Consider the following 13,680-nt stretch of genomic DNA (forward strand, 5'->3'; position numbering starts at 1 on the left):
TAATGATCGAAACCCTCACGCAAGTTCGTCGCGCTTTGTCACTCCCGGTTACTCAATCCCGCCAAATACACGCTTTTACCCTGTCATGTTGCTGAACATGAGCCGGTGTGGGCCTTGGGCGCTTGGCCCTTGCAGTGATATAGTTCGCCGCCAGTTCGGCCCTGCCCGGGGAGGCATGTGCTTTCGCAAGAAAGCCAGGCGTCCGAGTGAGAGGCTGCATCGCAAGGAGTTTAGATGAGTGCCGATAACGCCTACGCGGTCGAGCTGAAGGGACTGACCTTCAAGCGCGGTACGCGCAGCATTTTCAATAACGTCGATATCCGTATACCGCGCGGCAAGGTCACCGGCATCATGGGGCCTTCCGGGTGTGGCAAGACCACGCTGTTGCGTTTGATGGGCGCCCAATTGCGCCCGACCAAGGGCGAAGTCTGGGTCAATGGCCAGAACCTGCCGAAGCTGTCGCGTAGCGATCTGTTCGATGCGCGCAAGCACATGGGTGTGCTGTTCCAGAGCGGCGCACTCTTCACCGATCTCGATGTGTTCGAGAACGTCGCCTTTCCGCTACGGGTTCATACCGAGCTTCCGGAAGAGATGATCCGGGACATTGTCCTGCTCAAGTTGCAGGCCGTGGGCTTGCGTGGCGCCATCGACCTGATGCCCGACGAACTGTCCGGCGGCATGAAGCGCCGTGTCGCGCTGGCCCGGGCGATTGCCCTCGATCCGCAGATCCTCATGTATGACGAGCCCTTCGTCGGCCAGGATCCGATCGCCATGGGCGTGCTGGTACGCCTGATCCGCCTGCTCAACGATGCGCTGGGCATCACCAGCATCGTGGTGTCCCACGACCTGGCCGAGACGGCGAGCATTGCCGACTACATCTATGTGGTGGGTGACGGGCAGGTATTGGGGCAGGGCACGCCTGACGAATTGATGAATTCCAGCGAACCCCGCATCCGTCAGTTCATGACGGGGGAACCTGACGGACCGGTCGCCTATCACTTTCCAGCGACGGACTACCGCGCAGATCTTCTGGGGAAGCGTTGATGCGCAAGATTTCACTGATAGAACGAGTGCGCCGTTTCGGACACTCCGGCATCGATGTGCTGGCGGTGTTCGGTCGTTCGGCGATATTCCTGTTTCATGCGTTGTTCGGCCGTGGCGGCATCGGCGGCGGTTTCGGCCTGCTGATCAAGCAATTGCATTCGGTGGGCGTGATGTCCCTGGTGATCATCGTGGTCTCCGGGGTGTTCATCGGCATGGTGCTGGCGCTGCAAGGGTTCAACATCCTGTCCAGCTATGGATCGGAGCAGGCGGTCGGGCAGATGGTTGCGCTGACGCTGCTGCGTGAACTCGGGCCGGTGGTCACCGCCTTGCTGTTCGCCGGGCGCGCCGGTTCGGCCCTGACGGCCGAAATCGGCAACATGAAGTCCACCGAGCAATTGTCCAGCCTGGAAATGATCGGTGTCGATCCGCTCAAGTACATCATCGCCCCGCGCCTGTGGGCCGGCTTCATTTCCCTGCCGGTGCTGGCGATGATTTTCAGCGTGGTGGGTATCTGGGGTGGTTCGTGGGTGGCCGTCGACTGGCTGGGTGTCTATGAAGGCTCCTACTGGTCGAACATGCAGAACAGCGTGACCTTTGCCGACGATGTGCTCAACGGCATTATCAAAAGCATCGTCTTCGCCTTTGTCGTGACCTGGATCGCCGTATTCCAAGGCTATGACTGCGAGCCCACTTCCGAGGGGATCAGTCGTGCCACTACCAAGACCGTGGTGTATGCCTCTTTGGCAGTCCTCGGCCTGGACTTTATTCTGACCGCCTTGATGTTTGGAGATTTCTGATGCAAAACCGCACCCTGGAAATCGGTGTCGGCCTTTTCTTGCTGGCTGGCATCCTGGCTTTGCTGTTGCTGGCGTTGCGGGTGAGTGGCCTGTCCCCGAGCGCAACGACCGATACGTATAAACTTTATGCCTATTTCGACAATATCGCCGGTTTGACGGTCAGAGCTAAAGTGACCATGGCCGGTGTGACCATCGGCAAGGTCACGGCGATCGATCTGGACCGCGACAGTTTCACCGGAAGAGTGACCATGCAGCTTGAAAAGTCCGTGGATAATCTGCCGACTGACTCCACTGCATCTATCCTGACCGCTGGCCTGTTGGGCGAGAAGTACATCGGTATCAGCGTGGGCGGCGAAGAAGGCCTGCTCAAGGAGGGTGGAACCATCCACGACACCCAGTCGTCGCTGGTGCTCGAGGACCTGATCGGTAAATTCCTGCTCAATACCGTTAGCAAAGAAGCCAAATGAGGAGTTTTGAATGATCTCTATCTTGCGACGTGGCCTGTTGGTATTACTCGCGGCCTTGCCGCTGATGGCTAACGCCGTGGCGGCGCCGTCGGCGCACGAACTGGTACAGGACACGACTACCCGGTTGCTGGCCGACCTGGCTGCCAACAAAGAAAAATACAAGCAAAGCCCGAACGAGTTCTACAATGCCCTCAACGGGATTGTCGGGCCGGTGGTCGATGCCGACGGCATCTCGCGCAGCATCATGACTGTCAAATATTCGCGCAAAGCCACGCCTGAGCAAATGCAGCGTTTCCAGGAAAACTTCAAGCGCAGCCTGATGCAGTTCTATGGCAACGCCTTGCTCGAATACAACAACCAGGGCATCACCGTTTCGCCGGCCAAGGACGAAAGCGGCACCCGGACCAGCGTCGACATGCAGGTCAAGGGCAGCAGCGGTTCGATCTATCCAGTGTCCTACACACTCGAGAAAATCAACGGCGAGTGGAAAGTACGCAACGTGATCATCAACGGCATCAACATCGGCAAGCTGTTCCGCGATCAGTTCACCGATGCGATGCAGCGCAATGGCAACGACCTGGACAAGACCATCGATAATTGGGCCGGGGAAGTCGCCAAAGCCAAGGAAACCACCGAAAAAGCTGCCGAGAAGCAAGCTCAATGAGTGTGTCGGCCATTCGTATGAGTGAATCCGGCGAGTTGTTGCTCAGCGGCATGCTGGATTACCGTACCGGTCCTGGCCTGCGCAAACAGGGTCAGGCGCTGATCAACTCCAGCAAGGCGGCTAAGTTGGTAGTCGATTGCACGGCGGTGTTGAAGTCCAGCAGTGTCGGCTTGTCGCTGTTGCTGTGCTTCATGCGTGATGCAGAGGCGGCCGGCAAGGCGCTGAGCATCCGTGGGATGCCGGAAGACATGCGCGAAATCGCTCAGGTCAGCGAATTGACCGAGCTGTTGGCGCAACCCTAACCAGCATCTATGAACAAGCCCCCCGTCAGAGTCCGGCTTCGCGGGGTTCGCAGGCGCGGGGCTTTTTTGTATGATGTCCGACCCGCGCGCACAGGGCGCCGATTGAGGTTGAGCATGCAGGCCGTAGAAGTGAAGAGCTTCCTTGAAGGAAAGCTGCCCGGAACGTTGGTAGAAGTTGAAGGCGAAGGCTGCAACTTTCAGCTGAATGTGATTAGCGATGAACTGGCGGCGTTGAGCCCGGTGAAGCGTCAGCAGCAGATCTATGCCCATTTGAACCCATGGATCACCGATGGCAGCATCCATGCGGTCACTATGAAATTTTTCAGCAGCGCGGCCTGGGCCGAGCGCACCTGAGCCCAAGGGCGTCGAGATTCTTATGGATAAATTGATAATTACCGGTGGCGTTCGTCTTGATGGCGAAATCCGCATCTCCGGGGCAAAGAACTCTGCCCTGCCGATCCTGGCTGCCACCTTGCTGTGCGATGGCCCGGTGACCGTTGCCAATCTGCCGCACCTGCACGACATCACCACCATGATCGAGCTGTTCGGTCGCATGGGCATCGAGCCTGTGATCGACGAGAAGCTCAGCGTCGAAATCGACCCGCGCACCATCAAGACCCTGATCGCTCCGTACGAACTGGTTAAAACCATGCGTGCGTCGATCCTGGTACTGGGGCCGATGGTTGCCCGTTTCGGTGAAGCCGAAGTCGCACTGCCTGGCGGTTGCGCCATCGGTTCGCGTCCGGTTGACCTGCACATCCGTGGCCTTGAGGCCATGGGCGCGGTCATCGACGTCGAAGGCGGCTACATCAAGGCCAAGGCCCCTGAAGGCGGCCTGCGCGGTGCGCACTTCTTCTTCGATACCGTCAGCGTGACCGGTACCGAAAACATCATGATGGCCGCCGCACTGGCCAAGGGCCGCAGCGTCCTGGCAAACGCCGCTCGCGAGCCTGAAGTCATCGACCTGGCGAACTTCCTGAATGCCATGGGTGCCAAGGTTTCCGGCGCTGGCACCGACACCATCACCATCGATGGCGTCGAGCGTCTGCACCCGACCACCTACAAGGTGATGCCTGACCGTATCGAGACCGGCACCTACCTGGTGGCCGCAGCGGTCACCGGCGGTCGTGTGAAGGTCAAGGATACTGATCCGACCATCCTCGAAGCCGTTCTGGAAAAGCTCCGCGAGTCGGGTGCTGAAATCACCTGCGGCGAAGACTGGATCGAGCTGAACATGCACGGCAAGCGGCCAAAAGCCGTTAACGTACGTACGGCTCCATACCCGGCATTCCCGACCGACATGCAGGCGCAGTTCATCTCCCTCAACGCCATTGCCGAAGGCACGGGTGCGGTGATCGAGACGATCTTCGAAAACCGTTTCATGCACGTGTACGAACTGCACCGCATGGGCGCCAAGATCCAGGTCGAGGGCAACACTGCCATCGTCACCGGTACCGAGAAGCTCAAGGGCGCGCCAGTCATGGCCACCGACCTGCGTGCATCGGCCAGCCTGGTCATCTCGGCGCTGATCGCCGAAGGCGACACCCTGATCGACCGCATCTACCACATAGACCGTGGTTACGAGTGCATCGAAGAGAAACTGCAGATGCTCGGCGCCAAGATCCGCCGCGTACCGGGCTAGTTTCTGCTGCATGGGCGCAGGGACGCGCCCGTTGATTTCGTTTCAAGTCGAGCCGGTTCCCGGCTCGATGTATGTCCGGCGCCGATTGCGACCGGGCATGAGTACCTTGATAAGGACTGACGTTTCCCATGTTGACCATCGCACTGTCCAAGGGCCGCATCCTTGACGACACCCTGCCGCTTCTGGCTGAAGCGGGCATCGTGCCGACCGAGAATCCGGACAAGAGCCGCAAGCTGATCATTCCCACGACCCAGGCCGATGTGCGCCTGCTGATCGTGCGCGCCACCGATGTGCCGACTTACGTCGAGCATGGCGCCGCCGACCTCGGTGTCGCCGGTAAAGATGTGCTGATGGAATACGGCGGCCAGGGTTTGTACGAGCCTCTGGATCTGCGGATTGCCCTCTGCAAGCTGATGACCGCTGGCCGTGTCGGCGATGTCGAGCCCAAGGGCCGTTTGCGGGTGGCGACCAAGTTCGTCAACGTTGCCAAGCGCTACTATGCCGAACAGGGCCGTCAGGTCGACATCATCAAGCTCTACGGCTCAATGGAACTGGCACCGCTGATCGGCCTGGCGGACAAGATCATCGACGTGGTCGACACCGGCAACACCCTGCGCGCCAATGGCCTGGAACCCCAGGATTTCATTGCCGACATCAGCTCCCGCCTGATCGTCAACAAGGCGTCGATGAAAATGCAGCACGCCCGTATCCAGGCGTTGATCGACACCCTGCGCAAGGCAGTGGAGTCTCGACACCGCGGCTGATTTACCCGCGCGACGCTGAGTCGCGCCCGTCTATCCGCCTCATAGCCAGAATTCTCAGGTGCCCAAGCGGAAACGACTGCTAAGTTAGGGCGCCTGAGTTTTTGCCAATTCTATGAGGCTCTCGCTATGACCGCACCGACTGCAATTCGCCGACTCAACGCTGCTGACCCGGATTTTGCGCATCATCTGGATCATCTGCTGAGCTGGGAAAGTGTGTCCGACGACTCGGTCAATCAGCGGGTGCTGGACATCATCAAGACCGTGCGTGAGCGTGGCGATGCGGCGCTGGTGGACTACACCCGGCAGTTCGACGGCCTGGACGTTGCGTCCATGGCCGACCTGATCCTGCCGCGTGAGCGCCTGGAGCTGGCCCTGACGCGGATCACCGTGCCCCAGCGCGAAGCCCTGGAAAAAGCCGCGGCCCGGGTGCGCAGCTACCACGAAAAGCAGAAGCAGGATTCCTGGAGCTACACCGAAGCCGACGGCACCGTGCTGGGCCAGAAGGTCACGCCGCTGGATCGCGCCGGTCTGTATGTGCCGGGTGGCAAGGCGTCTTATCCGTCCTCGGTACTGATGAACGCGATTCCGGCCAAGGTGGCCGGCGTGACCGAAGTGGTCATGGTGGTGCCGACTCCTCGTGGTGAAATCAACGAGCTGGTGCTGGCCGCAGCCTGCATCGCCGGCGTCGACCGCGTGTTCACCATCGGCGGCGCTCAAGCGGTCGCCGCGCTGGCGTACGGCACCGAAAGCGTGCCGAAGGTCGACAAGGTGGTCGGGCCGGGCAACATCTATGTCGCTACCGCCAAGCGCCACGTGTTCGGCCAGGTCGGTATCGACATGATCGCCGGTCCGTCGGAGATCCTCGTGGTGTGCGACGGCAAGACCGATCCGGACTGGATTGCCATGGACCTGTTCTCCCAGGCCGAGCACGACGAAGACGCCCAGGCGATCCTGGTCAGCCCGGACGCCGGGTTCCTCGACCAGGTCGCCGCCAGCATCACCAGACTGCTGCCGACCATGGAACGCGCCGAAATCATCGAAACCTCGATCAATGGCCGTGGCGCGCTGATCAAGGTCCGCGACATGGAGCAAGCCATCGAAGTGGCCAACCGCATCGCGCCGGAACACCTGGAGTTGTCCGTTGCCGATCCGCAAGCCTGGCTGCCGCAGATCCGTCACGCCGGTGCGATCTTCATGGGCCGCCACACCTCCGAAGCCCTGGGCGACTACTGCGCCGGCCCGAACCACGTGCTGCCGACCTCCGGCACCGCGCGGTTCTCATCGCCGCTGGGCGTGTATGACTTCCAGAAACGCTCGTCGATCATCTTCTGCTCCGAGCAGGGTGCGTCCGAACTGGGCAAGACCGCTTCCGTGCTGGCCCGTGGCGAGTCGCTGACTGCGCACGCGCGGAGCGCCGAATACCGCATCGTCGACGAAGACTTTCCACAAGGGCAGGGGAACTGAGCATGAGTAAATTCTGGAGCCCGTTCGTTAAGAATCTGGTGCCTTACGTACCAGGCGAGCAGCCGAAACTGGCGAAGCTGGTGAAGCTCAACACCAACGAAAATCCGTATGGCCCGTCGCCTAAAGCCCTGGCGGCGATGCAGACCGAACTGAATGACAACCTGCGTTTGTACCCGGACCCGAACAGCGATCTGCTGAAAAACGCCGTGGCTACGTATTACGGTGTGCAAGCCAGTCAGGTGTTCCTCGGCAACGGCTCGGACGAAGTGCTGGCGCACATTTTTCACGGCTTGCTGCAACACGACAAAGCCGTGCTGTTTCCGGACATCAGCTACAGCTTCTATCCGGTTTACTGCGGGTTGTATGGCATCGACTTCGATGCGGTGCCACTGGACGAGCAGTTCCAGATCAACCCGGCCGACTACGCCAAGCCGAACGGCGGGATCATTTTCCCTAACCCGAATGCGCCAACCGGCTGCCTGTTGGCACTGGACGCCGTCGAGCAAATCCTCAAGGCCAGCCCGGATTCGGTGGTCGTGGTGGATGAGGCTTACATCGACTTCGGTGGTGAGACGGCGATCACGCTGGTCGACCGCTATCCAAACCTGCTGGTGACCCAGACCTTGTCCAAGTCTCGTTCGCTGGCCGGCCTGCGGGTTGGCCTGGCGGTGGGGCATCCGGACCTGATCGAAGCGCTGGAGCGGATCAAGAACAGCTTCAATTCCTATCCGTTGGATCGCCTGGCGATTGTGGGCGCGGCGGCAGCGTTTGAGGATCGCGAGCACTTCGACAAGACCTGTCGGTGGGTCATCGAGAGTCGTGACAAGGTGGTCGGGCAATTGGAAGCGAAGGGCTTTGAAGTGTTGCCGTCGGCGGCGAACTTCATTTTCGCCCGTCATCCGCAGCACGATGCGGCCGGCCTGGCGGCGAAGTTGCGCGAGCAGGGCGTGATCGTTCGGCACTTCAAGCAGGCGCGGATTGCCCAGTTCCTGCGGATCAGCATCGGTACCCCGGAACAGAACCAGGCGCTGATCGACGGCCTGGGCGACCTCTAAGCCAGCACTGCCCCCCCTGTAGGAGCGAGGCTTGCCCGCGAAGAACGATAACGCGGTGTACCTGATGCACCGCGTCATCGTTCTTCGCGGGCAAGCCTCGCTCCTACGGGGTTTTCTGTGTAGCTGACTACTCTTGTTCTTTCTCTTTGACCGGCGCCGGCGGCGGACGCAAGCCGACTTCCGCCGTGAGCTTCAACTCCTTGCCGTTGCGCATCACCTCAATCGTGACTTTATCCGTCGGCTTGATTCGCGCCACCTGGTTCATCGAACGACGACCATCACCCGCCGGTTCACCGTCGATGGCGAGGATCACGTCGCCCAGTTGCAGGCCGGCCTTCTGCGCCGGGCCGTCACGGAAAATCCCCGCCACCACGATCCCGGGACGTCCCGACAGACCAAACGACTCCGCCAATTCCTGAGTCAGCGGTTGCACTTCAATCCCGAGCCAGCCACGAATCACCTGGCCGTGCTCGATGATCGATTTCATCACGTCCATGGCCAACTTGACCGGAATCGCGAAACCGATGCCTTGCGAACCACCGGACTTGGAAAAGATCGCCGTGTTGATGCCGGTCAGGTTGCCGTTGGCATCCACCAGCGCCCCTCCGGAGTTGCCCGGGTTGATCGCGGCATCGGTCTGGATGAAGTCTTCGTAATTGTTCAAGCCCAACTGATTACGCCCGGTGGCGCTGATGATGCCCATGGTCACGGTCTGGCCGACGCCGAACGGGTTGCCGATGGCCAGGGCCACGTCGCCGATGCGGATATTGTCGGAACGGCCGACGGTGATCGAGGGCAGATTCCTCAAGTCGATCTTCAGCACCGCGAGGTCGGTTTCCGGGTCGCTGCCAATCACTCGGGCCAGGGTTTCCCGGCCATCCTTCAAGGCGACCACGATCTGGTCGGCGCCGCTGGTCACATGGTTGTTGGTCAGCAGATAGCCTTCCGGGCTCATGATCACACCGGAACCGAGACTCGATTCCATGCGCTTCTGCTTGGGCGAGTTGTCGCCGAAGAAGCGGCGGAACTGCGGATCCTCGAACAGCGGATGGTTCGGTTTGTTGATGACCTTGGTGGTGTACAGGTTGACCACCGACGGCGCGGCCGTGGTCACCGCGTCGGCGTAGGACACCGGGCCCTGTTGCATGATGGTGGTTTGCGGGGCTTGCTGCAGGTTGACGTCGAGGCTGGGAAGCCCGACCCACTGCGGGTAACGCTGGATGATCAATAGAGCGATAAGCACGCCGGCCAACAGCGGCCAGCCGGAAAAACGCAGCGCCTTGAGCATTAAGCACGTCCTGAGAGGTTGCAGGCGGTATGAGACCGCCCATAATGTCGCGCATTATACGAGGCCAAGCTGCCTCTGAACGGGATATTTAGGAGTCTTTTATGGCCGTCGCCCTGAGCACCCTGGTCGAAGAAGCCGACCGTTACCTCAACAGTGCCAAGATCGCCGATTACTGCCCCAACGGCTTGCAGGTCGAAGGCCGGCCGCAGGTGATGCGCATCGTCAGTGGCGTCACCGCCAGCCAGGCGTTGCTCGACGCCGCCGTGGAAGCCAACGCCGATCTGGTGCTGGTGCATCATGGCTATTTCTGGAAAGGCGAGAATCCGTGCATCACCGGCATGAAGCAGCGTCGCCTGAAGACCCTGCTCAAGCACGATATCAGCCTGCTGTCCTACCACCTGCCGCTGGATTTGCACCCTGAAGTCGGGAACAACGTGCAGCTGGCGCGCCAGTTGGACATCACGGTCGAAGGCCCGCTGGATCCGGATAACCTGAAAGTGGTCGGCCTGGTCGGCTCGTTGAACGAACCGGTAACGCCCCGGGATTTTGCCCGTCGCGTACAGGAAGTCATGGGCCGCGAGCCGTTGCTGATCGAAGGCAGCGAGATGATCCGCCGCGTGGGTTGGTGTACCGGTGGCGGCCAGGGTTACATCGATCAGGCTATTCTGGCCGGCGTTGATTTGTACCTCAGCGGTGAAGCCTCCGAGCAAACCTTCCACAGCGCCCGGGAAAACGACATCAGCTTCATCGCCGCCGGCCATCACGCCACCGAGCGCTATGGTGTGCAGGCGTTGGGTGATTACCTGGCACGACGGTTCGCCCTGGAGCACATCTTCATCGATTGCCCGAATCCGATTTGAGAACACCCGATTTCTCCCCCGTAGGAGCGAGGCTTGCCCGCGAAGAACGATAACGCGGTTTGTCAGGTACACCGCGTTATCGTTCTTCGCGGGCAAGCCTCGCTCCTACAAGGGGGAGGAGCCAAACGAGGGGGTATATTCATATACCCTTTCGATCTAGCCAGCGTCCTGATTAGAAGAGGTCGCTGTGCTAGGATTCCTCGCTCGAACACGGCCCGCTGGCCGTCCATAAGATCGTTTTCGTGAGTAGCCATGGTCGACAAACTGACGCATCTGAAACAGCTGGAGGCCGAAAGCATCCACATCATCCGCGAGGTCGCCGCCGAGTTCGATAACCCGGTGATGCTGTACTCCGTCGGTAAAGACTCCGCCGTAATGCTGCACCTCGCGCGCAAGGCATTCTTCCCGGGCAAGCTGCCGTTCCCGGTGATGCACGTCGACACCCGGTGGAAGTTCAAGGAAATGTACGCGTTCCGCGACCGCATGGTCGAAGAACTCGGCCTGGACCTGCTGGTGCACGTCAACCCCGAGGGCGTGGCACAGGGCATCAACCCGCTGACCCACGGTAGCGCCAAGCACACCGACATCATGAAAACCGAAGGCCTCAAGCAGGCTCTCGACAAGTACGGTTTCGACGCCGCGTTCGGCGGTGCCCGTCGCGACGAAGAGAAGTCCCGTGCCAAAGAGCGCGTGTACTCCTTCCGTGACACCAAGCACCGCTGGGACCCGAAAAACCAGCGTCCAGAGCTGTGGAACGTCTACAACGGCAACGTCAACAAGGGTGAGTCGATCCGCGTTTTCCCATTGTCGAACTGGACCGAGCTGGACATCTGGCAGTACATCTACCTCGAAGGCATCCCGATCGTGCCGCTGTATTTCGCCGCCGAGCGCGACGTCATCGAGATGAATGGCACCTGGATCATGATCGACGACGAACGCCTGCTCAATCACCTGAGCGACGAAGACAAGGCGCGCATCGTCAAGAAAAAGGTCCGCTTCCGTACCCTGGGCGACTACCCGTTGACCGGTGCGGTGGAGTCCGAGGCGACCAGCCTGACCGACATCATTCAGGAAATGCTCCTGACGCGAACTTCCGAACGCCAGGGCCGGGTCATCGACCACGATGGCGCAGGCTCGATGGAAGAAAAGAAACGTCAGGGTTATTTCTAAGGGGTTGTCATGTCGCACGTATCTGATTTGATCAGCGAGGACATCCTCGCCTACCTGGGCCAGCACGAACGCAAGGAAATGCTGCGCTTTCTGACCTGTGGCAACGTCGACGACGGCAAGAGCACCCTGATCGGGCGCCTGCTGCACGACTCCAAGATGATCTACGAAGATCACCTGGAAGCCATCACCCGCGACTCGAAAAAAGTCGGCACCACCGGCGAAGACATCGACCTGGCGTTGCTGGTCGACGGCCTGCAGGCCGAGCGTGAGCAGGGCATCACCATCGATGTCGCCTACCGCTATTTCTCCACCGCCAAGCGCAAGTTCATCATCGCCGACACCCCCGGCCATGAGCAGTACACCCGCAACATGGCCACCGGTGCGTCCACCTGTGACCTGGCGATCATCCTGGTCGACGCCCGTTACGGCGTGCAGACCCAGACCCGTCGCCACAGCTTCATCGCCTCGTTGCTGGGCATCAAGCACATCGTGGTCGCCATCAACAAGATGGACCTCAACGGCTTCGATGAAAGCGTGTTCGAGTCGATCAAGGCCGATTACCTGAAGTTCGCCGAAGGCATCGCGTTCAAGCCGACCACCATGGCCTTCGTGCCGATGTCGGCGCTCAAAGGCGACAACGTGGTCAACAAGTCCGAGCGCTCGCCGTGGTACACCGGCCAGTCGCTGATGGAAATTCTCGAGACCGTCGAAATCGCCAGCGACCGTAACTACACCGACCTGCGTTTCCCGGTGCAGTACGTCAACCGTCCGAACCTGAACTTCCGTGGTTTCGCCGGCACCCTCGCCAGCGGCATCGTGCACAAGGGCGACGAAGTCGTGGTGCTGCCATCGGGCAAGAGCAGCCGCGTGAAATCCATCGTCACCTTTGAAGGTGAACTGGAACACGCAGGCCCAGGTCAGGCGGTAACGCTGACCATGGAAGACGAGATCGACATCTCCCGCGGCGACTTGCTGGTGCATGCCGACAACCAGCCGCAAGTGACCGACGCCTTCGACGCCATGCTGGTGTGGATGGCCGAAGAGCCGATGCTGCCGGGCAAGAAATACGACATCAAGCGCGCCACGAGTTACGTGCCGGGTTCGATCACCAGCATCGTCAACCGCGTTGACGTGAACACCCTGGAAGAAGGTCCGGCCAGCGCGTTGCAGCTGAACGAGATCGGTCGGGTCAAGATCAGCCTCGACGCGGCCATCGCGCTGGACGGTTACGCGAGCAACCGCACCACCGGTTCGTTCATCGTCATCGACCGTTTGACCAATGGCACCGTCGCTGCCGGCATGATCATCGCGCAGCCGTTGGCGCATGGCACCAGCACGCACCATGGCAAACTGGCCCACGTCGCCACCGAAGAACGCGCCCAGCGCTTCGGCCAGCAACCGGCCACCGTGTTGTTCAGCGGTTTGTCGGGCGCCGGCAAAAGCACCCTGGCCTACGCGGTTGAACGCAGGCTGTTCGACCTCGGCCGTGCGGTGTTTGTACTCGATGGCCAGAACCTGCGTCACGACCTGAACAAAGGTCTGCCACAGGATCGCGCCGGGCGTACAGAGAACTGGCGTCGTGCCGCCCACGTGGCGCGTCAATTCAACGAAGCCGGCCTGGTCACCCTGGCAGCCTTCGTGGCGCCAAGTGCCGAAGGTCGTGAGCAGGCCAGGGAGCTGATCGGCAAGGAGCGTCTGCTGACGGTCTACGTCCAGGCCTCGCCGACGGTCTGTGCCGAGCGCGATCCACAAGGCCTGTACGCGGCGGCCGGGGATAACATCCCGGGTGATTCCTTCCCGTACGACGTACCACTGGACGCCGACCTCGTGGTCGACACCCAGTCGCTGTCGCTGGAAGAAAGCGTCAAGCAAGTGCTGGACCTGCTGCGTCAGCGTGGCGCGATCTAAGCGTTAGCCGCTTAAAAAACCCGCCGATGAGTGATCATCGGCGGGTTTTTTTATATCCGTGATATCGCTTTCGCTGCGGTGCGGCGATCCGACAAGCCAGCTCGTCGCACCATTATCGTACGACGCGGACCCTGTAATTGGATGGACTCGCCCACGCCGAGGCGTCAATGCGCCACGGTGGCAGTCTAAACAGCCAACGACAGCGAGGGCGAGTCCATGAAAAAGCATACTTCGATTGATCAATCATTGTCTTCT

General features: G+C 60.4%; 14 protein-coding genes. 13 read left to right on the plus strand and 1 reads right to left on the minus strand.

Annotated features, from left to right (window positions below; genetic code table 11):
• Positions 1-234: 234 nt before the first annotated feature.
• The 10 genes from F8N80_RS22380 (at position 235) to hisC (ending at position 8,199) form a co-directional block, all read left to right on the plus strand.
• Positions 235-1,044, plus strand: a complete 810-nt coding sequence (locus tag F8N80_RS22380; protein WP_150748215.1) for an ATP-binding cassette domain-containing protein — start codon at positions 235-237, stop codon at positions 1,042-1,044.
• A complete protein-coding gene (mlaE, locus tag F8N80_RS22385; protein ID WP_150748214.1) occupies positions 1,044-1,841 on the plus strand; it encodes a lipid asymmetry maintenance ABC transporter permease subunit MlaE in 798 nt (265 codons plus the stop codon). The genes F8N80_RS22380 and mlaE overlap by 1 nt, the downstream gene beginning before the upstream one ends.
• Entirely contained in the window at positions 1,841-2,308 is a 468-nt protein-coding gene (gene mlaD, locus F8N80_RS22390) for an outer membrane lipid asymmetry maintenance protein MlaD (RefSeq protein WP_150748213.1), read from the plus strand. Before mlaE ends, mlaD begins: the two co-directional genes overlap by 1 nt.
• 10 nt (positions 2,309-2,318) lie before the next feature.
• A complete protein-coding gene (locus F8N80_RS22395; protein ID WP_150748212.1) occupies positions 2,319-2,972 on the plus strand; it encodes an MlaC/ttg2D family ABC transporter substrate-binding protein in 654 nt (217 codons plus the stop codon).
• A complete protein-coding gene (locus F8N80_RS22400; protein ID WP_150784712.1) occupies positions 2,969-3,274 on the plus strand; it encodes an STAS domain-containing protein in 306 nt (101 codons plus the stop codon). The genes F8N80_RS22395 and F8N80_RS22400 overlap by 4 nt, the downstream gene beginning before the upstream one ends.
• A 114-nt stretch (positions 3,275-3,388) precedes the next feature.
• Positions 3,389-3,628 (plus strand): BolA family protein, encoded by a 240-nt coding sequence (locus F8N80_RS22405; RefSeq protein WP_007912386.1) that lies wholly within the window; start codon positions 3,389-3,391, stop codon positions 3,626-3,628.
• Positions 3,629-3,650: 22 nt separating this feature from the next.
• On the plus strand, positions 3,651-4,916 hold the full coding sequence (murA, locus tag F8N80_RS22410) for a UDP-N-acetylglucosamine 1-carboxyvinyltransferase (protein ID WP_150748210.1): 1,266 nt from the start codon (positions 3,651-3,653) through the stop codon (positions 4,914-4,916).
• Between the two features lie 128 nt (positions 4,917-5,044).
• Positions 5,045-5,680, plus strand: a complete 636-nt coding sequence (gene hisG, locus F8N80_RS22415; protein ID WP_007901570.1) for an ATP phosphoribosyltransferase — start codon at positions 5,045-5,047, stop codon at positions 5,678-5,680.
• Positions 5,681-5,806: 126 nt separating this feature from the next.
• On the plus strand, positions 5,807-7,144 hold the full coding sequence (gene hisD / locus F8N80_RS22420) for a histidinol dehydrogenase (protein ID WP_150784713.1): 1,338 nt from the start codon (positions 5,807-5,809) through the stop codon (positions 7,142-7,144).
• Positions 7,145-7,146: 2 nt separating this feature from the next.
• Positions 7,147-8,199 (plus strand): histidinol-phosphate transaminase, encoded by a 1,053-nt coding sequence (hisC, locus tag F8N80_RS22425; RefSeq protein WP_150748208.1) that lies wholly within the window; start codon positions 7,147-7,149, stop codon positions 8,197-8,199.
• 127 nt (positions 8,200-8,326) lie between these two features.
• Here hisC and algW read toward each other — a convergent pair whose 3' ends face one another.
• Entirely contained in the window at positions 8,327-9,487 is a 1,161-nt protein-coding gene (gene algW / locus F8N80_RS22430) for a Do family serine endopeptidase AlgW (RefSeq protein ID WP_150748207.1), read from the minus strand.
• A 101-nt stretch (positions 9,488-9,588) separates the two neighbouring features.
• On the opposite strand from algW, the gene F8N80_RS22435 reads away from it, so the two are divergent.
• From F8N80_RS22435 to cysN, 3 genes are all read left to right on the plus strand, one after another.
• Positions 9,589-10,347, plus strand: coding sequence for a Nif3-like dinuclear metal center hexameric protein (locus F8N80_RS22435; protein WP_150748206.1), 759 nt, complete (start codon positions 9,589-9,591; stop codon positions 10,345-10,347).
• A gap of 252 nt (positions 10,348-10,599) precedes the next feature.
• Positions 10,600-11,517 carry a sulfate adenylyltransferase subunit CysD gene (cysD, locus tag F8N80_RS22445; RefSeq protein ID WP_150748204.1) on the plus strand — a complete coding sequence of 306 codons (918 nt, stop codon included), beginning with the start codon at positions 10,600-10,602 and terminating at the stop codon, positions 11,515-11,517.
• Positions 11,518-11,526: 9 nt separating this feature from the next.
• Entirely contained in the window at positions 11,527-13,425 is a 1,899-nt protein-coding gene (cysN, locus tag F8N80_RS22450; RefSeq protein WP_150748203.1) for a sulfate adenylyltransferase subunit CysN, read from the plus strand.
• Positions 13,426-13,680: the final 255 nt, after the last annotated feature.

The organism is Pseudomonas fluorescens, from assembly GCF_902497995.1.
Lineage (GTDB): Bacteria > Pseudomonadota > Gammaproteobacteria > Pseudomonadales > Pseudomonadaceae > Aquipseudomonas > Aquipseudomonas fluorescens_BK.